The following is a 22,304-nucleotide window of genomic DNA, read 5'->3' as shown; positions in this document are numbered from 1 at the left end:
CCGCTACTCCGCCTTTTCATCTGCGGGCTTGATCACAGCCCACTGAGTGACACTCATCAATGGCCGCCAGCCCTGGTAGGGGCCGACAGGCTCTGCCCGGGAGACAGCGATTCGCGAGAGGTGTCCGCCGAGCCGGGCTTGCGCCGCGAAGAGCGCCGCTTCGCCTTCCAGCGTCACCACGTTCGCGACCAGTTTTCCGCCGGGTTTCAGCGCGGACCAGCAGGCGTCAAGCACATTGTCGCCGGTGATCCCGCCACCGATGAAGATCGCGTCCGGTGCTTCAAGGTCGCTCAAAGCCGCCGGTGCCCGGCCTTCGACGATCCTGAGGAATGGCACGCCGAGGGCGTGTGCATTGAGCCGGATGGTTTCGATCCGTTCCGGATTACTCTCGATGGCGATGGCTTTCGCCAGCGGGTCCGTACGCATCCACTCGATGGCAACGGAGCCGGAGCCCGCGCCGACATCCCAGAGCAACTGTCCCGGCCCTGGCCGGAGTGCCGAGAGTGTTGCCGCGCGCACCTCACGCTTGGTCAGCTGCCCGTCGCTTTCGTAAAAATCGTCATCGAGCCCAGGTGTAGGGCCGAGGGCGACGGGTTTGTCCGGCTGGCACAGCGTCACGGCAATGGTGTTGAAATCGGCACCGGGCTGGTGCGGCCAGTCCGATGCCGAGCCGTCCAACCGCCGCTCGGACGCGCCACCCATATGCTCGAACACGCTCATGGTACTGGCGCCGAACCCCGCCCCGGTGAGATAGGCCGCGACCTGCCCTGGCGTCTCTCGCCCGTCACTTAGCAGCATTAGTTTCAGGCCCGGCTGCAGTCCGGCGGCGAGCAGCGCAAGCGGGCGGCCATGCAGGGTCAGCGTCCGGACTTCTGACAGCGGCCAGGCAAGGCGCGCGGCGACGAGAGAGAAGGCGGACGGTCCCGGATGGATCGCCATTTCACTGGCCGGGAGATGCTTGGCAAGAGTGGCGCCGATGCCGAATTGCATCGGATCGCCCGTCGCCAGCACCGCGACCGGGCGGCCGCGCATTCCGATAATTGCTTCGACCAGCTTGCTGAGCGGGGAGGGCCATTCATGCCGCTCGCGTCCGTCCTCCGGCACCATGGCCAGATGCCGCGCGCCGCCGATAAGCACCTCGGCGCTGTCGACCAGGGCGCGGGCGGTGGGGGTGAGGCCGTCCAGCCCGTCCTCGCCGATGCCGATCACGCGCAGCCAGGGTGTCTCGCGCGTCATCGGGCGGCATCCTTCCCGGCAAGGATCGCTAGAGCATTCACCGCCGCCGCCGCCATGGCGCTGCCGCCGCGCCGGTCCGGCAGGGTGAGGAAGGGCGGCAGGTTATCCGTCGCCGCCAGCGCCTGCTTCGATTCCGCCGCGCCGACAAAGCCGACCGGGAAGCCGAGAATGACGGCCGGGCACGGGCCACCGGCAAGAATGCTCTCCATCAGTCGGAACAGCGCCGTCGGTGCATTGCCGATGGAAACCACCGCACCGTCAAGGTGCTCCTGCCAGAGCGTTACCTGGGCGGCGGAGAGTGTCGTTCCTTCGGCCTTCGCCAGATCCGGCAGGCGCGGATCACGGATCAGGCTGATCACCTCATTCCTTGCCGGAAGCAATTTCGGTGTCACGCCATGGGCGACCATGGCCGCGTCGCAGATGATCGGTGCTCCCGAGGCAAGTGCCGTCCGCCCAGCCGCGACGGCGCCGGCCGAGAAAATCAGATCGGGGGCGATCTCCGGCATGCCGCAGGCATGCACAAGGCGCACCGCGACCTCGGCCTCGTCGGTGTCGAAGCGGGAAAGATCGGTCTCCGCCCGGACAATCTCGAAGGATCGCCGGTAGATGGCGGCCGGATCTTTCTCATATTCGAAAACTGGCGCGGTCATGACGGCAGACCGGATCAGGAATCGGTCAGCGTGCGCGGGCCGTGGGGATGGTCCGCATGGGGATAGGGGTGATGATGATGGTCATGACCGTGTCCGTGCCCGTGATCATGTCCATGCGAATGTCCATCTGCATGCTCATGGCTGTGATCGTGCCCATGGTCATGGGAATGTCCGTGCTTGTGATCATGATCATGATGGTGCCCATGGTCGTGATCTTGGCTATGGCCGCCGCTGTCGTTGATGCCCTCGACATGATGGTGATGGCTTTCCTGCGGCAGGCCGACCTCGTCCTCGAAGCCGAGTACTTGCTGGCGGTACTTGCACATCTGGCAGTTCATGTTGCCGGTGCCGTCGGTAATCTCCGCTACCCGGTCGATAAAAGTCTCGATCACCAGCGGGTGGTCGTTCAGGTACGGCGCCTTGACGAACTCGATCTCCGGATGCCGGGCCGCGACCTTGTCCACATAATCATAGATCCGGTTGATCAGAACGCCGGTGAAGAGGAAGTAGGGAAACACGACGATGCGCTTGTAACCGAGCTTGGCGGCATGCTCGAGGGCGGGTTCGACCAGCGGGAAGGTGACGCCGGAATAGGCCGTTTCGCCCCAACCGAAGCCCATGCCTTCCCAGAGCAGGCGCATGACCTTGGAGACGTTCGAATTGGCGTCCGGGTCGGACGCGCCACGACCGACCACGACAAGCATGGTCTCGTGCCGGGATATGGTATCGCCTGCCGCTTGCAGTGCTTCCTCGACGCGGGCCGACGCGGCTCTGATCATTTTCACATCGATGCCGAGCTCGCGCCCGTAATGGATGGTCATGCCGTCCGACTGGGCCTGATAGGTGTTCAGCACCGACGGAATATCGTTTTTGGCGTGACCGGCGGCGAACAGCATGCCTGGCACTGCCAGTACATCCGTCACGCCCTGTTCCTTCAGTGCATCAAGCCCTGTCCGGATGATCGGTGTTGCGAACTCCAGGTAGCCGTAATCCACCGGCATGTCCGGCATACGCTCCTTGATTCGAACCGCGAGTTTCGCAAATTCGTCCACGGCGTCCTGATTGCGGCTGCCATGTCCGCAGATCATCACGCCCTGTTTTCCGGTGATTTTTTTATCTGAAACGCTCATCTCATCCCCCACCGCCGCGTGCACGGGGGCTCGGGAATGTTGCGATCCCGGCCACGAGCCGCCGCGGATATCCTTGCTGGATCTATCCGGCCCCGGAGGTTCCGGGGCGCCCGTCACGTCAGTGTCCCGGGCCGAAGCGTTCTGGATAGAGGGTAGGGTGGATGGGGGCAAGTCCGGATCGGACCAATAGAGTCGCCACTGCGACCTTTGCTTCGGTGATGCCATGGCTTTGCCCCTTGATCCCGAAGAGGTTATCCTAGGCGATTACAAGAACTTGTTTCCCGTACGCGAGGCGGTCTGGATGATCAGGAAACCTTCTTTATGAGTGCCGAATTCGCTGACCGCTACAAACACAAGATCAAGACTGCGGCCGAAATCGCCGAGATTGTCGGCGGCTTCCCGCGTCGTAAGAAGGTGATCATGTGCCACGGGGTGTTCGATGTCGTGCATCCGGGGCATCTCCGTCACCTGGGCTTTGCCAAGAGCAAGGCCAAGATCTTGATCGCGAGCCTCACCGCCGACCGGCACATCGCGAAGGGCGTTTATCGCCCGCACGTGCCCGAGCAATTGCGGGCTCTCAATCTGGCCGCGTTTGAAATGGTTGATTATGTCGTCATCGACCAGAACGCCAAACCGCTCGACAATCTGCTGGAGATCCAGCCGGATTTTTTCGCGAAGGGTTACGAATACACGGCGCAAGGTCTGCCCCCAAAGACAAAGGAAGAGCTGGATACGGTCCAGTCCTATGGTGGGGAGGTGATCTTCACGCCAGGGGATATCGTCTATTCATCTTCCAGATTGATCGATCTTAAAGCGCCGCAGATCCCGATGGAAAAGCTTCTGACCCTGATGGATCAGGAAGGGTGCGGGTTCGACGATCTTTCCTCCACTCTCAGCTCGATGGAGGGGCATAAGGTTCATGTGATCGGCGACACGATCGTCGATAGCTATACGGAAACCTCGATGATCGGCGGTCAGACGAAGACACCGACGATCAGCGTGTCTTACGAGGGCAGGCGCGATTATATCGGTGGTGCGGCGATCGTCGCGAAACATCTGGCTGCTGCCGGTGCCGATGTGACTTTCTCGACGGTTCTCGGTGATGATGAATACAAGGATTTCGTCATCGCAGATCTGGAGCAATCCGGTATCAGGCTGAAGCCGATCATTGACCCGACGCGGCCGACCACGAACAAGAATGCCATCGTCGCCGGTGGATATCGGTTGCTGAAGATCGACACGCTCGACAATTCCAGTATTTCCGATGACATCCGCTTGCGCTTAATCGAGCACATCAGCGAGACAAAAGAGGGGGCGGTTGTCTTCAGCGACTTCCGTCACGGCATTTTCAACCGATGGACCATCCCGTCCTTAACCGAAGCGATCCAGCCGGACCTGTTCAAGGTTGCCGACAGCCAGGTGGCGAGCCGGTGGGGTAATATCACCGAGTTCAAGGGCTTCGATTTGATCACCCCGAACGAACGGGAAGCACGGTTCAGCATCGCAGATCAGGATTCGGGTATCCGTCCGCTTTCTTCCAGGATTTATGACGAGGCGGAATGCCGGACACTTATCCTTAAACTGGCTGATCGCGGTGTGCTGACCTGCCGGAACGCGGATCACGAAGCGCTCGATTCCTTCTTTGTTGTAGACAGCTTTGCGGACCGGGTGGAAGACGCGGTTGGAGCGGGCGATGCCCTTCTTGCTTATGCGACTCTAGCGATGATGACACGGGGTAGCGCGCCGATCGCGACGATTCTCGGCTCTTTCGCGGCGGCAATCGAATGCGAGCAGGATGGTAATATTCCGGTCACACCGGCGGATGTGTTGAAGAAGATATCCGCCGTCGAGCGGCGCGCCAAATTCGAGAGCTAGGACGGAGTTGCGGCCATGCGAGCCCTTGTCGTCGGCCTCGGTATTCAGGGCCATAAAAGACGCCGTGTTGCGGGTACTGATTGTGTCGGTGCCGTTGATCCGGTTCATGAAGAAGCCGATTTCCGGACTCTTGAAAGCGTTTCGCTGGACAGCTATGACGCGGCGCTGGTCTGTACCCCGGACGATCCTAAATTCGCTCTGCTGAAATACCTGCTCGGTAACGGCAAGCATGTGCTGGTGGAAAAGCCGCTCTGGTTTTCCAACGAGGCAGAGACGGATGTTCTTGCAGGGATAGCCGCCTCGTCAGGTGCGGTCTGTTACACGGCCTATAATCATCGTTTCGAGCCGCATTTTGTCCGGATGCACGACCTGATATCGTCCGGCGCTCTCGGTAAAATTTATCGGTGCCGGATGTTTTACGGCAATGGCACGGCGCGCCTCGTCAGGGATTCGGCGTGGCGCGACTCGGGGGCGGGCGTGCTGCCGGATCTTGGGAGCCACCTGCTTGACACGGCACGGTTCTGGTTTGGCGATATCGTCGACGACTTCCGGATCGTCTCCGCCGACCGGTTCGAGAATCTGGCGCCGGATCATGTGGTCATCGTCTCGGACGGTGCAGGTCCCCGGATCGAACTTGAGATGTCCCTGCTGTCCTGGCGAAACCACTTCACCTGTGATGTGTTTGCGGAGCGTGGCACGGCCCATATTGAATCACTCTGCAAATGGGGACCGTCCCGCTTCACTCACCGCCGCCGCGTGCTGCCAAGCGGGAGGCCATCGGAAGACGTCGAAACACTGGAGCGGGAGGACCCGACCTGGGAAGCCGAGTACGCGCATTTCAAAGAGCTTTGTTTAGGACAGGGAGCATCCAATCTCGAAAATGACCGGTGGCTTTACAGGTCACTTGGACGCCTCTCTTCTGAAATTCAGGGAGCCGCGTGAGACAATGCCAAGTGGTGTGACAAAGCCCGTTATCGGGTTTGCAGGGATGACCCATCTCGGCCTGACCTCCGCCGTCGCCGTCGCGGATCTTGGCTTTGAGGTGGTCGGTTTCGCTGAAACGGAAGAAGAGGCAAGCCGGCTTGGCCGGGGAAAACTTCCCGTGATGGAACCTGATCTGCCGGAGATGCTGTCCGGGAACAAGAAGCGCCTGAATTTCTCGGCTCAAGTCTCCGATCTTGGACGGGCCGATATCGTCTACATCTCCGTCGATGTGCCGACGGATGATGAGGGCCAGTCCGACCTGACGCAGATTCGAGCTTTGTTGGACCGGGTCATGCCCGAGCTTGGCCCTGATGCCTTGTTGGTTATTCTCTGTCAGGTGCCGCCAGGTTTCACGCGTGCGCTAGATTTCCCTACAGAGCGCCTTTTTTACCAGGTTGAGACGCTCGTCTTCGGTCGGGCAATCGAGCGGGCACGCTATCCCGAGCGGTATATCGTCGGCTGTGCCGATGCGACGAGGCCGCTACCGGAATCCTATACGGCGCTGCTCGGCGCATTTGAGTGCCCGATCCTGCCGATGCGCTACGAGAGTGCGGAGCTGGCGAAGATCTCAATCAACTGCTGTCTTGTCGCGTCCGTATCAACGGCGAATACGTTGGCGGAGCTTTGCGAGCGGATCGGTGCTGACTGGTCGGAGATAGTCCCGGCTCTGAAACTTGATCGACGAATTGGCCAATATTCATACCTCACGCCGGGCCTTGGTCTTTCAGGAGGCAATCTGGAGCGTGATCTCGCGACCGTCATCCGGTTCGCGGAAGCGAAGGACACGGATGCGGGCGTGGTCGAGGCTTGGTTGACGAACAGCAAATGGCGCAAGGACTGGCCATTCAGGACGTACCGGGATCTGATTCGTCCGATGATCCGTGCTGCACCACGTCTTGCGGTGTTGGGACTCGCCTATAAGGAAAACACCCACTCCTTGAAGAATGCGCCATCTCTTGCTCTGCTCGAAAACCTCGGCGGCGACGCCGAGATCATGGCTTATGATCCAGTGGTGCAGGCTGACGCGCTTCCGGAGCTGACACATTGTGAGAGTGCGCTGGAGGCCTGCCGGGAAGCCGATGTGCTCTTCCTGACAACACCGTGGCCCGAATTTCGGAAGTTGAATATCAGCCGTCTTGCGGAAGTAATGCGGGGACGCGCTGTGGTCGATCCTTACGGCCTGTTGGACAATTCCGCTGCGCGTTCAATGGGATTTGCACATTTCGTGCTCGGCCGACCATTGGGAAGTGACTGACATGCTGAAACATCTGAACGAGAGCAATGTTCTTCCAGGCCGTGTCGCGGTTATTGGCGGGGCTGGCTTCGTCGGCGGGGCGGTGGTCGACGCGTTGGAAAAGGAAGGCGTCGCGGTAGCGTCGATCGGCCGGTCCGATGTCGATCTTCTTGCCACTGATGCGGCGGACAAATTGTCCGCGTTTCTTGAGCCAGGCGATACGGTTGTCTTCGTGTCTGCCATGGCACCTGTGCGGAATACCGCCATGCTCCGCGACAACATGACGATTGTTGCGAATGTTATCGAGGCTCTCCGTGTGAAGGTGCCTGCGCATCTGATCAATGTCAGCTCCGACGCAGTCTATCGCGACGTCCTCTACCCGATGTCGGAAAGTGCCGTCGCCGAGCCGGCCAGCCTGCACGGCGCCATGCATCTCGCCCGTGAAGTCGCGCTGGCGGCCGAGCTCGATGTACCGCTTGGGATTATCCGGCCGACCCTGATTTACGGAGCCTCCGACCCGCATAACGGCTATGGCCCAAACCGCTTCATGCGGCTTGCTGACGCGAACGAGGAAATCCGGCTTTTCGGAGAAGGCGAGGAGCGTCGCGATCATGTTCTTGTCGATGACGTTGCGGATCTGGTCCGGCGGATGGTGCTCCGCCGCAGCACCGGCGTGATCAACGCCGCGACCGGCGCCGTTCACGCCTTTTGTGACATCGCCGAGACCGTGATCCGTCTGTGTAGATCGTCGAGTGCGGTGATCGGTCAGCCGCGACAGGGTGCGATGCCGCATAATGGCTATCGGGCGTTCGATCCGGCCAATGTGGCCCGCGCATTTCCTGACTTTCGGTTCACGCCGCTTGAAGAGGGGCTGAAGAAGACGCTGTCGAGGGGGATGCGCGATGCCTGAGATCGATCTTCTGAGGGCGCTGCCGAAGACCAAACGGAACCTCCAGCAGCGCACGATCGGCAAGGACCCGGAAGTTGTTCGGCTCTCCAAGCAATTCGGGGAGCTTTATTTCGACGGGCCGCGGGAATACGGCTATGGCGGGTACCGCTATGACGGACGGTGGCAGCCGGTCGCCCGGGATATCATTGCGCATTATGGGTTGAAGCCGGGAATGCGGGTGCTCGATGTCGGGTGCGCGAAAGGGTTCTTGGTCAAGGACTTGCTCTATGCCTGTTCCGGACTTGAGGTATTCGGCCTCGATATCTCGGAATATGCCCTGAAGCATTGCCCGCCGGAGGTAGGCGGGCGGCTGCATCTCGGTAATTGTGAGTTCCTGCCTTTTCCGGATGGGATCTTCGATCTCGTGCTTGGGCTGGATGTGATTCACAATCAGAAGAGGGATGGCGCGATCCGGGCGCTCCGCGAGATCGTCAGGGTCGGCAAGGGCAATGCCTTCGTCCGTGTGGATTCTTATCGCACGCCTGAGCAGAAGGCCGTCTTTGAAGACTGGGTACTGACGGCGGAGTTCCATGATTACCCGGATGGCTGGCTCGATGTTTTCAAGGAAGCCGGCTACCAGGGTGACTGGGCCTGGACAATTATCTCGTAGAGTTCATTAGGGTCCAGTGAAGCTTGGTTCTGGCACGTTGTGCCACTTGCCTGCCTTGGACTCGGCGAGCCGGACCTTGGCTCCGAAAGTTACCGCCCCCGCTTCCGCTGTATCAATGACGCGCGGATGGAAATGCTCGCTCAAGGCCTGAGGCGGCGGTGTCGGCATGGCAGGCTGACCGGAGGGATGAGGTGCCGAGTTCAGGTTCTCCCATGTTACTCTTTTCTCTCCGCCTGTCCGGAAGATCGCGTGATCCTGAGCCACTCTGCGGCAGCTCCGGAATCTCGGCAGGACATGGTCAGGACGCGTTGATCGCCTTGAGTCTTTTGACGTTGTAATAGAAATCGTCGGTCATCGGCTCGGGCAGCTTGGCTGCCTTGAACGCGGTGACGAGATCACGGACGGCGTCCTCAATGGAATGTGCCGGTCGGAAGCCGAGCTTCTCCGCGATCTTGTCGGAATTGATGTGGTAGGAGCGGTTGTCATCGCTCGGCGTGGTGACCAGTTCGATGTCCCCAAGCTCCGGCATTTCCTGCTCGACCACCTTCTTGACGATCTTGGCGATATCCATGATCGACTGGTTCTGGTAGCCGGCATTGAAGGTCTCGCCGGCGATTTTCTCGTCCTCGACTTCAAGCAGCAGCTTGTAGAGATTGCACATGTCCTGAATGTGCAGGTTCGGGCGCAGCTGGTCGCCGCCGAACACGGTGATCTTGCCGTTATTGATGGCGTGATTGGTCAGAATGTTGACCGAGAGATCGAGACGCTGGCGCGGGCCGTAGCCACAGACTGTGGCCGGCCGGATGGTGACGCAGACGAAATCCGGGCTCTGATGCTGGAACAGCAGCGGCTCGCACATGCCCTTGAACTTGTTATAGAGGGTCAGTGGCAGCAGCGGGTGATCTTCCTTCACGTCGGGCGCGTCAGAGACGCCGTAAACCGAGCTGGAGGAGGCATAGACGAAGCGCTTTACGCCAGCGGCTTTGGCGGCGATCACCATCGGTTCGAACGCATCGAAATTGATGGTTTCACTCAGCGACTCGTTCAGCTCGAAACTGGCATCGTTGGAGATACAAGCGAGATTGATTACCGCGTCACAGCCCTTGAGGGCTTCCGAGAGGGCCGCTGTGTCGCGGATATCACCTTTAACCGAGGTCAGCTTGGGATCGTTCTTCGGCAGAAAGTCATCTCCGAAGAATTGAATGTCGTACGATATGACTTCGTAGCCTTGATCCAGCAGCTGGGGTATCAGCAGGCTTCCCACATATCCGGCCCCACCCGTAACCAGGACCTTCTTGAATCGATTTGCCAACTGGTACACTCCCCTGAATTTGTCTGCTTCAGACTTACTCTAAATTCTAATCGACGACGATGTCGTAGGCCGCTGATGTCGCGTCATCGAAGAACATTTTCACTGTCTCCAGAGAGAACTCGTCCAGATCCTTGCCGATATAAACCAACTTCATGAGCAGGTCGTCGGTCACTGTGATGATGTCACAGCCGGCGGCATCGGCCTGGAACAGATTCAGCACTTCACGGGGGCTCGCCCAGAGCAGTTTCGCTGCTGGCTTGTCACTGAGAAGGCTCTTGCAGCGCTGCATTGTGGGCACGGGGTCGCGGCCGGTATCGGCGATACGACCGGCAAACACGGAGACGATTGCCGGTGTGTCGGCATTCAATGCCGCACTGATGGCCTCGACCTGCGCCTCGGTCATGATCGCCGTTACATTTACCGGGATGCCTTCGGCGGATAGCAGATGGATCAGCGAGGTTGCGGACTCGCCTCTCGTGTTGGAAACCGGAATCTTCACGGAGATATTGCTGCCCCATGAGGCAATCCGCCGGGCCTGTTTTTCCATTGTCGGAAAATCGTCGGCGAAAACCTCAAAGCTGATCGGCCGGCCATCAACCAGAGCAAGCGCGTCCTTGGCGAAGCGTTCGTAGTCCTGGATACCGCTCTTGCGCATGAGGGTCGGGTTTGTTGTGAACCCCTTGATCAAAGGGTCCTTGGCGCGCGCCGCGATGGTCTCAAGGTCGGCGCCGTCGGCATAGACAGCAACGGAAAGGGCGGAGATGGAAGCCATGGAGAGGGCGTCTGTGCGCTCTGACATCACCATGTCGTCTCGGCAATCTGCAATTCCGGGTGGCTTACAAGGGCGTGCCAAATCACCGACTGAAACGCCTCTGAAATCGGAGTGACCAGGGTCGGGTCAACCTGAGGAACGATGATTGCGTGGGTGCTGTGCTGTGCCGCGTGGCCCTGATCGCGTCCGACAATAGAGCAGATTGTCATGCCGCGGTCGCGAGCCAGATCGATTGCATGTACCAAATTCATTGAAACACCGCGCTCAGCATCGCCGCCGCCGACTGAAAATATCAGCAACGCGTCCTGAGCACGTGCCCGGCTGGTCTTCAGCCACTCACGAAAGACGGTTTCCCATCCTTCATCGTTGGTGCGGGCCGTGAGTTCGGAAACATTATCGGTCGGAGCGTAGGCTTCGATACCGCAGAGCTTGCGGAAATCGTTCACCGCATGACTTGCATTTCCGGCGCTGCCGCCGACGCCGAGAATAAACAGGCGACCGCCGCCTTCACGAACGCGTTTAAGGGTTAACGCCATGTCCTCTATCACCGTTGGATTGAGGGACCGGCAAACTTCGCCTGCTAGTTCAAGAAAACGCTGAATATGCGGCAAACCTATCTCCAAACATCCCGTTTCGCATCGAAACTGGGAAAGCGAGACCACATGGACGATTTTCCCAGAATTGGACGGGTGATGCAAGTTTCAAGCCGTTGCCATTCTTTGGTGAATCTCACAGGTCGGCTCCGTCATTGACGGATAGGAGAGTGGTCTTTCTGTGGTCCTGAATGCGTATTTCTGCATGCTTCAAACAGACGGGGCCCGATTGGCTTTGGCGTTTGGGGGCGGCCTGCACTGTTCGGCCAATCGGAAGCTCGACCGGTCGCCGTCGCGGAAGGATTTCTCGTGCAATTGGCTGCGTCCGATCACCATCTGAGGCTTGGGCGCACATACCGTGGGGCCTTTGCCGGAGGCGATGGCTGGTAGCCTTTCTCGAACATCTGATTCTGCCGTGCCAGTTCCGCTACGGACGGTACTATCAAGGCTGTTCTTTATCTGACCGGAAAGCGTCCATTCTGTTCGAAGCTTCCAAGCCTTCGCCATACATGACCAAGGCGTTCCCGGTTCTGGACGAAAAGAATGCTAGCCTCAGGGCGTCGCTCACCTGAAAGGAGCGGCCTGCGTACAGACGATCGCGGGTGAGAGTTAGCAGAAATTCCAATCCGTTATCAGAGACTTCGAGAATGAGAGGAGCGTGCCATTCGTCATAACCTGTGCTTCGTTGTCACATCGTGAAGCTATTCGAAGCGGGTCCACATTTTCCCTTGTGACGCGAAGTTGCTGGGATTCTCGTCGACCTTGCCACTCGGGAGAACTCGAAAGTCGAGACTGAAGCGGATGTGTGTGCTCTCGTTACTTGCTGCGCCGTGAATGAGATTGGTGTCGAAGATTACATAATGGTCCTCGGGCAGGGAGATTCGCTTAATATTTGAAAAATCAACACCTCCCGTAATGGTTTTAACATCATAAAGCAGCCCGATTTTGTGGCCTGCTGAATGTTTTTCAACTGTGCTGCTCTTTTCGCCTTCGTTTATAGTTTCAATATTCGAATCAGAAATTTTCTGACTCTCGGGAACGTACTGCAAACTATTAAGAGGTGTTACGTTGAGTAGTGGAATCCAAATATTAACACCATATTTCATATTTTCATGCCAGAACGATTCTCGGTGAAATCCGACACTTTCCTGGGTTTGTTTTTTATTTGGCCGCGTTGCCCGAAGATATGAAGTTCTGGTGACCAGTAAATCATCAATTTGAAGAATTTCTTTGATTCTTTGTTTCTCGATGCGGCAAAACTCAGTTGTCAAAGAGAGGGCGTTTATTTCATCTTGCGCTTCGGCGACGATCGTCCGGTAGGTATAATCACTCATTAATGCGTAATGCTGCGATGGCTCAGAAAAATAGCTGTTCACCCGTGCTCGAACATCCGAAATTAATCGGCTGCTTTCCTGGTGCATCTTAAAAGAGAAAATTCCTGATTTTTTATAGTCTATTAACTGTTCCGGACTGAGTTCAAGCATTCCGATGTCACTCTAATCTAAGGGAAGGTTTTTATATTACCCCCAATAATATGATAACCGTTTTAGCGGCACAATGATTGCTGCTGGCGTAGGCTTTCGCTGTCCAGTCCCTTTGTCGTGCCAATCAGATGAAGTGCGCTGGAGTGCCTCTGTTGATTGAGCATGTCTTTAAGCGTTTTGGGCGAAATCCTGAACAAACAGCTTGATTGTTTCCATTACATCGCGGGGGCGGTAGCCAAGTTTTTTAGCAGCGGAATTGTCAATTCCGAAGGATGAGGTTTTTGATGGCAGGATTTTCAGCCTGGACTTCGAATTGAGATCGCTCCGCATCTGTTCCAGGATGTCTGCGAGGCATGGACCTGGGGCGGATCCAATGGGCACTCTGACGTCGGGGGGCAAAGTGTCTCTCATGGCAAGTCCGACGAAGAACATTGCTACGTCCGATGCCATGACCGCGTTGTTGAATCTGAAGTGCGGCGAGGAGTAGGTCAGGTCTTCGTTCTGTATCAAGCTCTGTGCTACGCGCACCAGCCAGTTTTCAGAATGGGCGTCGCGTCCCAGAAGGGCGGGAAGCCTGATTGAAACAGCAGAAACGACTTCCGGCGCGTCGGCGAAGAGCTGTTCCGCCTGCAGTTTTGCAATTCCATAGTCTGACGGAAATAATGGCGCAGTGTCTTCGGAAACCAGTCCGCCTTCCGGCTTTCCATATACCGACATACTCGATGCATTAACGATCTTGGAGTCTTTAGAGGCTCGGCAAAGACGGAGGACGTTGCGTGTAAGCCGTTCGTTAATTTCAGCACCATGCGCGCTGCTGTTTGCCACCATACGGTCGAAAGCAAGGTTGATAATTGTATGCGGTCTGTCCAGAGGCAGGGACCAATTTAGTCTGGGAGCAGACAGATCAACATCAACCGGCTTAACCCTCGCCGACAGGCCGTAGCGTCTGCATGCGGCTACCGCCTGCCGGGAAAGGGCAATTGTGTCTATTTCTGCCGCATCAAGTGCCTTGAGCACATATTCGCCCAGAAACGATCCGGCACCGGTGACGATAACCGATTTGGTCACAGCCATCGCAGTCCGAAGAAAGCGCCAAGTTCTGTTTTGACGGCGGCGCGCGTAAGCAGGATGCGAGCATGGCCATCGCGTACCTCTTCTTCACTCTGGAGATTCAATGTCTTTGCGACTTGCACGGCCATGAATGCCTTCTAATTTGTGGACTCTTCCTAAACTTAGCGAGTAACAGAATCGCTAATTCCGGTAAAGAACGCCGGACTGTTGCCACTCTGGCAAGTGTGCCCTCTGGAAGTGAGTCTGAGCGATTTGTCCGAGATGCCTTTTCCATCCAATCTTGCGCCGGGGCACCTGTTTTGCTTTGGTGCTGGTTATACCTGCCACCGCTTGGCGCAACGGCTTCTGAACCAGGGATGGCGTGTTTCTGGGACGACCCGGTCAGACGATGGAGCTGACATCCTCAGACAGGACGGAATCGAAGCATCGCTTTTTGGTGGCGTCTCTGGAGACACGCTCGACAAAAGAGCTTTTGCGGATGTGACACATGTCATCGGTTCCATTCCTCCGGGACCTGAAGGAGATCCGGCTTTGGCTGCGGAGCTGGACTGGGTGTCGCACGCACCATCGCTTCGTTGGGTTGGCTATCTCTCGACGCCGGCTGTCTATGGTGACCGTGGCGGCGCCTTAGTGCATGAGGATGACGACCCTAATCCCGGCTCTACACGCGGCAAAAGACGCCTAGCTGCGGAACGTGCATGGGTCGATAATAAGGGCGCCCCCGTTCAGGTGTTCCGGCTCTCGGGGATTTACGGACCCGGCCGGAGCGCCATAGACCAGTTGCGCTCCGGCAAAGCGCGGATCATCGACAAGCCCGGTCAGGTCTTCAACCGCATCCATGTCGACGATATCGGGACCATATTGCTGGCCTCGATGCAGCGACCGAACCATGGCCAGATTTACAATGTCGCGGATGATGAAGCTTGCCCCAGTGGGGATGTCATCCGCTATGCGGCAGCGCTTCTGGGAATGGAGCCGCCGGAGCCGATACCGTTCGATAGCGCGGAATTGTCTCCGATGGCCCGGTCGTTTTACTCTGAGTGCAAAAGGCTCGATACCGGGCGGATCAAATCCGAACTTGGCGTTAAGCTGGCGTACCCAACATATCGAGAAGGACTGCAGTCGATTCTTCAGTCTGAATTGTAGCGCTTAGTCACAAAACGAAGGGCTTTGAACAAGGGTTCGTGAAACAGCTTGCTGTGGCGCCCCGCTCGCCCCATTTACCCGCGCATGAGAACAATTACCGACTCTGCCCGCCCGGCAGCTCTGCCGTTTATCCTCAGCGCCGAGGATGTGCTGGTCGCGCGTGAAATATCCGACTGGTTGTTGCTGGTATCCCGCGAAGGCTGTGATCTCGGACGACTCTGGGATGAGTTTTGCCGCCGTCTGGCTCTGGCCGGTGTTCCCGTCGAGCGTGGCACGGCGATCCTGATGGTTCTGCACGCGATCAAGGAAGGCGTGCATTGCGAGTGGCGTCTGGGACAGGAGACCGAGGTTAAGCCGTGGCATTATGCGCCCGGGAATGCCAGGATCTATCACGATAGCCCGCTCCGTCTGGTGCATGAGACCGGGAGTTGGCTGCATCGAGCGATTGACGAGAAGAGTGCGGCGGAATTCCCGATTCTTTCTGATCTCAAGGCGCTCGGATACTCGGACTACATTTGTGTGCCGGTTATCTTCGCCAATGGCATGCGTAATGCCCTGACGTTTGCCAGTCGAGAGCCGAACGGTTTCTCCGAGCGGGATATAGCCTTGCTTCGGCACACCATGCCGACGGCGAAGATCGTGCTGGAGCTGATGTCCGTCTATCGCAGCATGGACGATGTGCTCGCCATGTATGTCGGGCGGGAGCCCGGCGGCCGTATCCTTGCTGGTGAGGTCCGGCGTGGTGTGGTCAACAAGATGGAAGCGGCGATTCTGGTCGCGGACATGCGCGATTTCACTCTGCTGTCGGACCGGCTCGGCGACAAGCAGACAGTGGAGCTGCTGGACGCCTATTACGACTGCATCATCCCGCCGATCCTGAAACATGGCGGCGAGGTGCTGAAATTTACCGGTGACGGGATTCTTGCGATTTTCCAGGATCCCTCGGGTATCGGGGAGTGTCAGCTATGCCGGGGCGGTGCGCTTGAGGCCGCGATAGAAGGGCAGGCCTGTCTCGATGCGTTGGACACCGCGCAATGGGGAGCGGATGTCGAGGTCAAGGCGGGTGTTGCCCTGCATCACGGCAAGGTTGCTTTCGGCAATGTCGGCTCCGGCGAGAGGCTGGATTTCACAGTGATCGGCAAGGACGTGAATCTTGCTGCCCGGCTCGGCGCCAAGTGCCGCACCCTGCACGAGCCGATCCTGATGTCGAAGACCTTCGCCGAATGCCTGCCGGTTCCCGTCCGCAAACTTGGCGATTTCAGTCTGCGCGGCCTGCCCGGCACGCAGGATATCTTCGTCCCGGCGTGAGACTGTGTGCCGCATAATGAAGACGCGGGTTGCCTCCTGATAGGCCTCTTCCTATAGGATTGCAGAGATGGTCGGCCTCGATACCAGAGTGCCGGCGCGTGAAGAGGATCGCCGAGTGCCCCTGAATGCCGCTTTGTTGATATCTGATGTCGAAACCGACCCGGCCCCTCGGGCGAGGTAATGACGATGTGTGGCGATACGGCGCGGGGCGCTAAAACAGCTGCTGTTGTCGGCGGTGGCATCACCGGTTGCGCGACGGCTCTCGATCTTGCTCGTCTCGGGTTTCAGGTGACACTTTACGAGGCTAAACCGCTGCTTGGCGGCATCCTTCGGGACCTCGAGAGCGACGGGAAATGGTATTTCAACGGCTGCCAGTATCTGCGAACGGAGCAGGCGTGGCACAAGGCTTTGCCCGACACGCTGCAAGCCAGTCTTTACAGGTTTGAACATTATCAAGGCTCCTACACGGATCTCGGTTTCGGTCCCGTCTCACATGAGGATTTCGAGTCGCCGGTTTTCGATGCTCCGACGGATGGTCTTGCCGATCTTGAGACCTACCGCGCACGCGCCAGTCTGGCGGACCGGATGCGCTGCTATCCACCGGCGATCGGAGAGGCCGTGCTTGGATGGCTCAGACATCTCGGAGCCGATCCGGAAGCGATCGATGCGGGGAACGCCTACTATGTTCAGCTCGGCCGCCTCTATCTGCGCGGTGACGATAAAGCAGTCGATGCTCTCAAGGCCAACTCTCCCGTTGCGGGCGATCTGCTGGGCTTACCGCGCACTGTCCGGGGCGAGGGGCGGCCTATCGGCAGTCTGCCGGTCAATGGTTACAATGCATTCTTTGACGTCTTCGAAAGCGTTTTGACCGAGGCAGGTGTCGCCATTCATAAAGGGCAACCGGTGGTGCCTCGGTTCGAGAATGACACTGCCATCCTGAGGCTGCGCGGAGAGGCCTCGCGGCCGGATCTGGTCGTCTGGGCAGCCAACCCGACCCCTGTGATTGCCGCTGCCGGATTGGGGCGTCTTGATGATCATTTTGTCGATGTCACTGTAAGTGCGGGTCACATCTTCGGCCCCGGGCTTCCTGCCGATCCGCATTATATGCAGGTCTACAGCACCGGCAGCCCGGTAACGCGTATTTTCACCTATCCGCGCGAGGGTGGGCACTGCGTCACGGTGGAACATGTGCCGGACGGGTGGAGTCTGCCGGATTTGCAGGCGCATGTGCAGGAGATCAGCCGGTCGTTCTATGGCGATGTCCGGATCGAGATCGCGGTCCAGCAGCCACAGCGGCGCCATATCTTCTTCTCTCCGGCGGATCGTGCGCGGTTCGACGCTTTCCGTGGCCTCTGCATGACGCGCTATCTCAATTTCGTCGACGGGGCATGGGAGAGCTATGCCCGAGACCCGAAGATCAACGGCATTGCATCGACCCTGAGGTCCCGGCTGTCTCTGCTGTCGTCCTAGAACTCGATCCCGGCTTAAAACTCAATCCCCGCTTGGGCCTTGAAGCCCTGACGGAAGGGATGCTTGATCTGGGTCATCTCGGTGACCAAATGGGCCGCTTCGATCAGCTCTTCCTTGGCGTTCCGGCCGGTGACGATGACATGGAGGTCCGGACGCTTGTTCTTCAGGGTCTCGACAACTTCTTCTAGCGGCAGGTAATCGTAGCGCAGGACGATATTCAGCTCGTCCATCAGCACCATGTCGATTTCGGGATCGGCCATCAGCTCCTTCGCCTGCTCCCAAGCGGCGCGGGCGGCTGCGATGTCCCGGTTCAGGTCCTGGGTGTCCCAGGTGAAGCCCTCGCCCATGGTGCGGATGGAGATCTGATCCGCGAAGGCTTCCAGCACCTTGCGCTCACCGGTCTCCCACTTGCCTTTGACGAACTGCACGACGCCGACATTCATGTCATGGCCAAGGGCCCGGCAGACCATGCCGAAGGCGGCCGTGCTCTTGCCCTTGCCCTTGCCGGTATGGACGATCAGCAGGCCTCCGGTCTCAGTTTTGGTGGCCATGATCTTGTTCCGGGCAGCCTTCTTCTTCGCCATTTTCTCGGCGTGGCGGGCGGCCTTTTCCGGATCAATCTCGTTGTCGGTCTCAGTTCCGGTCTCGGTATTTTCGTCGCTCATCGCTTCACTCCCTGTTGCCGTCCATCGTGGTGCCCGGCGACCCGCGTGGGTCAACCGGCAAGCGCCATTAATTCCTCATGCGCTGCGTTCCGGCGCGGACGCCATAGCCCACGATCCAGCGCTTCCCTGAGTTTCGCCGCCATTTCCTTCAGTGCAGCCGGATTATGCCGTTCCAGAAAAGTGCGGACTTCGTTATCGCCGAGATAGGCATCGAATACGGCATCGAAATGGTGATCGCCAACGCAGCGCGCGGTGGCGGCGAAGGCGAACATGTAATCGACGGTCGCCGCCATCTCGAAGGCGCCTTTGTAGCCGTGCCGCATCACGCCCGCGATCCATTTCGGATTGACCACCCGTGCTCGCACAACGCGGGCGACTTCCTCTTCGAGCGAGCGGATACGCGGATGTTCAGGCCGGGAATGGTCGTTGTGATAGACCGTCGGCTGGGCACCCGAAAGATGCCGGATCGCGGCGGTGATGCCGCCCTCGAACTGGTAGTAATCGTCGCTGTCGAGCAGGTCGTGCTCGCGGTTGTCCTGATTGTGCAGCACCAGCTCCACATCCTTCAGGCGCGACTCGAACAGCGCATGCGCGGCCTCGCCCTCGGCGCCCTGGCCATAGGCATAACCGCCCCAGGCGACATAGGCGTTTGCGAGGTCTTCCTCATTTTCCCAGAGCTGCTCGTTGATCATCGCCTGCAGGCCCGCGCCATAGGCGCCGGGCTTGGAGCCGAAGACGCGATAACCGGCCTGCTTCTCCGCCGCCTCGCGACTGGCGCCAGCTTTCTCGAACGCGTCCGCATCGGCTTTGTAGCGTGCTGCGAGCGGGTTCTGTGCTGCGGGCTCATCCAGCTTCGCAACCGCACGGGCGGCGCTGTCCAGCAGGTCGATCTGATAGGGGAAGGCATCCCGGAAGAAGCCGGAGACGCGGAAAGTGACATCGACGCGTGGCCGGTCGAGCACGGAGGTTGGCAGGATCTCGAAGCCGGTGACGCGGCCGCTGGCGACGTCCCATTCCGGCTTCACGCCCATCAGGGCGAGGGCCTGGGCGATATCGTCGCCGCCGGTCCGCATGTTTGCCGTGCCCCACGCAGAGATCGCCAGCCGCTCCGGCCAGGCACCGTTCTCCTGCCGGTAGCGGTCCAGCAGCAGGCAGGCGGATTTCCAGCCGAGCTGCCAGGCGGCTGGGGTCGGTACCGCGCGGGTATCGACGGAATAGAAATTCCGGCCCGTCGGCAGCACGTCCGGCCGTCCGCGTGTCGGCGCGCCGGAGGAACCGGGCACAACGAAGCACCCGGCGAGGCCGGTCAGCAAGCCTTTCAGTTCCGCATCACCGCAGCTTGAGACGGTTGGGCGAAGATGGCAGTCGACTGTCTCCAGTACGGACCGTGTGCGTTCCCACCTCTGAGGCGCTTCCCGACGTCCGGCAATGAGATCGTGTGCCAGCAGTTCCAGCCGCTCGACCGTGTCGCCATGGGTTCGCCAGAGTTGCTCATCGACACCCGCAAGTGCGTCCGGACGGGCACCGTTCCATGGCAGTCCCATGTCGGCGGCCAGCGGGTCGAAGGGCTCGCCATCCAGCTCAAGTTCGAGGTCACGGGCCAGCGCCCGCTGCAGGGAGGCGTCGCCGCCGTCGCCCTTACCGCGCGGCACACGGACCAGCGCGGTCAGCAGATCCTCCAGCAGGCGGCCCTCCGGAGCGGCACCGAAGATGTGCAGACCATCGCGGATCTGAAGTTCCTTCAGCTCGCACAAATAACCGTCCAGCCGGTTCAGTTTCTCTGCCTCGTCATCCCTGTCGGAGAGGCCGAGATCCTTGTCGATGCCAATGGCGGCCATCTTTTCCAGGATCTGCTGTGACAACAGCTTCAGGCGGCGCGGATCGACCCCGGCAGCCTGATAATATTCGTCCACCAGCGCTTCCAGCTCTTTCAGCGGTCCGTAGCTCTCCGCACGGGTCAGCGGTGGTGTCAGATGATCGATGATGACGGCGGCGGAGCGGCGCTTCGCCTGTGTGCCCTCGCCCGGATCGTTGACGATGAAGGGGTAGAGATGCGGCATTGGGCCGAATACGGCTTCAGGATAGCAGCTTTCGGACAGAGCCAGTGATTTTCCCGGCAGCCATTCCATGTTGCCGTGCTTGCCCATATGCACGATCGCGTGGGCGCCGAACTGCTCACGCAGCCAGATATAGAAGGCGAGATAGCCGTGCGGCGGAACCAGGTCCGGGGAGTGATAGGTCTCGGTCGGGTCGATATTATAGCCGCGTGCTGGCTGGATGCCGACGAGCACGTTGCCGAGACTGAGTACCGAAAGCTGGAAGGCATCGCCGGAGACAAAGGGATCGCTCTCGGGCGCGCCCCAGCGCTCCTCGATCTCGGTACGGACAGTCTCCGAGAGTTTGTCGTAAGCAGCTTTGTAATCGGTGAGGGACAGCAGCGCGCCGCCCTTGCGGGTGGCCCGGTCGGAGAGATCGTTGGTCGGCCCGACGGAGAGTCGGCCGATCAGGGCATCGCCGTTGATCGGGATATCGCGAATTCCATAGCGGGCCTCGGCCAGCGCCCGCAGCACGGTGACCGTGCCGGCCGGGGTGTCCAGCCCGACGCCGTTGCCGAGCCGCCCGTCCTTGTTCGGGTAATTGGCAAGGACGATGGCCAGCTTGCGGTCTTTCGGAGTGGCCGCGCGCAGGCTGGCCCAAGACGCTGCGAGCCTCGCCGTGAAGGTAATGCGATCCGGGACGGGCTCGTACGTGACGAGGGAGCATTCCGTCGCATCGTCCCGCCGGGCTTCCGCCTTGAAAGAAACGGCGCGGGTCAGCACCCGCCCGTCGACTTCCGGCAGGGCCACGTTCATGGCGATGTCGCGGGCGGAAAGGCCGTTGGTCGAGGCCTCCCAACTCTCCCGGTTTCCGCCGGAGAAGATAACCTGCAGCACCGTGCAGTCGCCGCCGTCGAACGGGGTTTCAGCGCCGGGGGCGCCCGGCTTGGAGACGGCAAACCCGGTGGCGTTCAGGATCACGCCCGGCGGTGCCTGCTCGATGGCACCACGCACGAGGCCGGCGGAAACCGGGTCTTTCAGGCTGGAAACGAAGATCGGTACCGGGGCAAGACCTTGAATGCGCATCGCCTCGATCAGGGCGTCGACCGGGGCGGTGTTCCCGGCCTGCACCAGCGCCCGGTAAAACACGATAGGCGCCGGGTGCGCGTCAGGTTCGAAAGCGGCCAGTACATCTTCCAGAGACGGATGAGCCCGGCCGGGCAGGTAATATCCTGCCTTCGGCAGCGGCGCAGGTTCGCGCCATTCAGTCTCGGTTCCGATCAGGCTGGCGGCGAAACGGATGGCCTCGGCGGCATTGCCGATCCCGCCCTCGATCATGTAGCGCCAGAGCCGCTGGGTGGCGGCCATATCGAGGCTGCCATACCCGGTCAATTCCGGGTCTGGCTGATCGTCGCCGGGCAGGAAGGCGAGTGGGATCTTCTTCTTCCGGCAGATGGCCGCGAGCTGCTCGACGCCATAGGGCCAATAGCCGGTTCCGCCGATCACCCGCACCACGACGAGCTTTGCGTGGGCAACCATTTCCTCGACATAGAGGTCGACGGAAAGATTGTGCCCGAGCTGCATCAGATTCGCCAGCCGCAGGCTGGGGAAAGTGCAGTCGTGATTTGTTGTCACCTGCGCATAGCCCTGGGCGAGGCAGGCAAGTTCAGTGTCCGCTGCGCTCAGGAACAGGATATCGCCTGGCGTCTGGCCGAGATCAACAGCTTCGCTGCCGTCGGTGACCGAGCCGGGAGTAGCCGCGAGGAGATGCATGGAGCC

At 59.4% G+C, this 22,304-nt stretch carries 20 protein-coding genes; 8 read left to right on the top strand and 12 right to left on the bottom strand.

Going from position 1 to position 22,304, the window contains the following annotated elements:
* Window positions 1–3: 3 nt before the first annotated feature.
* The 3 genes from cbiE to ABJ076_RS01150 are packed head-to-tail and all read right to left on the bottom strand — an operon-like array spanning window position 4 to window position 3,016.
* On the bottom strand, window positions 4–1,236 hold the full coding sequence (gene cbiE, locus ABJ076_RS01160; RefSeq protein WP_348191491.1) for a precorrin-6y C5,15-methyltransferase (decarboxylating) subunit CbiE: 1,233 nt from the start codon (window positions 1,234–1,236) through the stop codon (window positions 4–6).
* Window positions 1,233–1,886 (bottom strand): precorrin-8X methylmutase, encoded by a 654-nt coding sequence (locus ABJ076_RS01155; RefSeq protein ID WP_348191493.1) that lies wholly within the window; start codon window positions 1,884–1,886, stop codon window positions 1,233–1,235. The genes cbiE and ABJ076_RS01155 overlap by 4 nt, the downstream gene beginning before the upstream one ends.
* 14 nt (window positions 1,887–1,900) lie before the next feature.
* On the bottom strand, window positions 1,901–3,016 hold the full coding sequence (locus ABJ076_RS01150; RefSeq protein ID WP_348191496.1) for a sirohydrochlorin chelatase: 1,116 nt from the start codon (window positions 3,014–3,016) through the stop codon (window positions 1,901–1,903).
* A gap of 321 nt (window positions 3,017–3,337) precedes the next feature.
* Here ABJ076_RS01150 and ABJ076_RS01145 point away from each other — a divergent pair, with 321 nt between their 5' ends.
* From ABJ076_RS01145 to ABJ076_RS01125, 5 genes are read left to right on the top strand one after another with little or no spacing between them, the layout of a single operon-like run.
* Window positions 3,338–4,891: a PfkB family carbohydrate kinase gene (locus tag ABJ076_RS01145; protein WP_348191498.1), complete on the top strand. Its 1,554-nt coding sequence runs from the start codon at window positions 3,338–3,340 to the stop codon at window positions 4,889–4,891.
* A gap of 15 nt (window positions 4,892–4,906) precedes the next feature.
* A complete protein-coding gene (locus ABJ076_RS01140; RefSeq protein ID WP_348191501.1) occupies window positions 4,907–5,833 on the top strand; it encodes a Gfo/Idh/MocA family oxidoreductase in 927 nt (308 codons plus the stop codon).
* Between the two features lie 4 nt (window positions 5,834–5,837).
* Window positions 5,838–7,130: a nucleotide sugar dehydrogenase gene (locus tag ABJ076_RS01135; protein WP_348199178.1), complete on the top strand. Its 1,293-nt coding sequence runs from the start codon at window positions 5,838–5,840 to the stop codon at window positions 7,128–7,130.
* A 1-nt stretch (window position 7,131) separates the two neighbouring features.
* Window positions 7,132–8,019 (top strand): NAD-dependent epimerase/dehydratase family protein, encoded by an 888-nt coding sequence (locus tag ABJ076_RS01130; RefSeq protein ID WP_348191507.1) that lies wholly within the window; start codon window positions 7,132–7,134, stop codon window positions 8,017–8,019.
* Window positions 8,012–8,668: a class I SAM-dependent methyltransferase gene (locus ABJ076_RS01125; protein WP_348191510.1), complete on the top strand. Its 657-nt coding sequence runs from the start codon at window positions 8,012–8,014 to the stop codon at window positions 8,666–8,668. Before ABJ076_RS01130 ends, ABJ076_RS01125 begins: the two co-directional genes overlap by 8 nt.
* A 6-nt stretch (window positions 8,669–8,674) precedes the next feature.
* Here the strand turns inward: ABJ076_RS01125 and ABJ076_RS01120 are convergent, their stop codons facing one another.
* The 7 genes from ABJ076_RS01120 to ABJ076_RS01090 form a co-directional block, all read right to left on the bottom strand.
* Window positions 8,675–8,932 (bottom strand): hypothetical protein, encoded by a 258-nt coding sequence (locus ABJ076_RS01120; protein ID WP_348191513.1) that lies wholly within the window; start codon window positions 8,930–8,932, stop codon window positions 8,675–8,677.
* A gap of 34 nt (window positions 8,933–8,966) precedes the next feature.
* Window positions 8,967–9,980, bottom strand: coding sequence for an SDR family oxidoreductase (locus tag ABJ076_RS01115; RefSeq protein WP_348191516.1), 1,014 nt, complete (start codon window positions 9,978–9,980; stop codon window positions 8,967–8,969).
* Window positions 9,981–10,026: 46 nt separating this feature from the next.
* Window positions 10,027–10,779, bottom strand: a complete 753-nt coding sequence (locus ABJ076_RS01110) for a transaldolase (protein WP_348191519.1) — start codon at window positions 10,777–10,779, stop codon at window positions 10,027–10,029.
* Entirely contained in the window at window positions 10,779–11,300 is a 522-nt protein-coding gene (locus ABJ076_RS01105) for an SIS domain-containing protein (protein ID WP_348202587.1), read from the bottom strand. Before ABJ076_RS01105 ends, ABJ076_RS01110 begins: the two co-directional genes overlap by 1 nt.
* 746 nt (window positions 11,301–12,046) lie before the next feature.
* On the bottom strand, window positions 12,047–12,829 hold the full coding sequence (locus ABJ076_RS01100; RefSeq protein ID WP_348191524.1) for a phytanoyl-CoA dioxygenase family protein: 783 nt from the start codon (window positions 12,827–12,829) through the stop codon (window positions 12,047–12,049).
* Between the two features lie 168 nt (window positions 12,830–12,997).
* Window positions 12,998–13,903, bottom strand: a complete 906-nt coding sequence (locus ABJ076_RS01095) for an NAD(P)-dependent oxidoreductase (RefSeq protein ID WP_348191527.1) — start codon at window positions 13,901–13,903, stop codon at window positions 12,998–13,000.
* The gene (locus ABJ076_RS01090; protein ID WP_348191529.1) at window positions 13,894–14,028 is read right to left on the bottom strand and encodes a hypothetical protein; all 135 of its coding nucleotides are present in this window, start codon (window positions 14,026–14,028) and stop codon (window positions 13,894–13,896) included. The genes ABJ076_RS01095 and ABJ076_RS01090 overlap by 10 nt, the downstream gene beginning before the upstream one ends.
* 133 nt (window positions 14,029–14,161) lie before the next feature.
* Here ABJ076_RS01090 and ABJ076_RS01085 point away from each other — a divergent pair, with 133 nt between their 5' ends.
* The 3 genes from ABJ076_RS01085 (at window position 14,162) to ABJ076_RS01075 (ending at window position 17,824) form a co-directional block, all read left to right on the top strand.
* Window positions 14,162–15,046, top strand: coding sequence for an SDR family oxidoreductase (locus ABJ076_RS01085; RefSeq protein ID WP_348191531.1), 885 nt, complete (start codon window positions 14,162–14,164; stop codon window positions 15,044–15,046).
* 84 nt (window positions 15,047–15,130) lie between these two features.
* The gene (locus ABJ076_RS01080) at window positions 15,131–16,354 is read left to right on the top strand and encodes an adenylate/guanylate cyclase domain-containing protein (protein ID WP_348191533.1); all 1,224 of its coding nucleotides are present in this window, start codon (window positions 15,131–15,133) and stop codon (window positions 16,352–16,354) included.
* Between the two features lie 180 nt (window positions 16,355–16,534).
* Window positions 16,535–17,824, top strand: a complete 1,290-nt coding sequence (locus tag ABJ076_RS01075) for an FAD-dependent oxidoreductase (RefSeq protein ID WP_348191535.1) — start codon at window positions 16,535–16,537, stop codon at window positions 17,822–17,824.
* A 14-nt stretch (window positions 17,825–17,838) separates the two neighbouring features.
* On the opposite strand, the gene cobO is transcribed toward ABJ076_RS01075, so the two are convergent.
* Both cobO and cobN read right to left on the bottom strand, forming a co-directional pair.
* The gene (gene cobO, locus ABJ076_RS01070; RefSeq protein ID WP_348202577.1) at window positions 17,839–18,489 is read right to left on the bottom strand and encodes a cob(I)yrinic acid a,c-diamide adenosyltransferase; all 651 of its coding nucleotides are present in this window, start codon (window positions 18,487–18,489) and stop codon (window positions 17,839–17,841) included.
* 50 nt (window positions 18,490–18,539) lie between these two features.
* Complete coding sequence (gene cobN, locus ABJ076_RS01065) at window positions 18,540–22,298, bottom strand: cobaltochelatase subunit CobN (RefSeq protein WP_348202576.1); 3,759 nt, start codon at window positions 22,296–22,298, stop codon at window positions 18,540–18,542.
* Between the last annotated feature and the right edge of the window lie 6 nt (window positions 22,299–22,304).

The sequence above is a fragment of the Nisaea sp. genome, assembly GCF_039990255.1.
In the GTDB taxonomy this organism is placed as follows: Bacteria; Pseudomonadota; Alphaproteobacteria; order Thalassobaculales; family Thalassobaculaceae; genus Nisaea.
The sequence above is the reverse complement of the archived record's forward strand: the minus strand, read 5'-3'. Positions and strand labels throughout refer to the sequence as shown.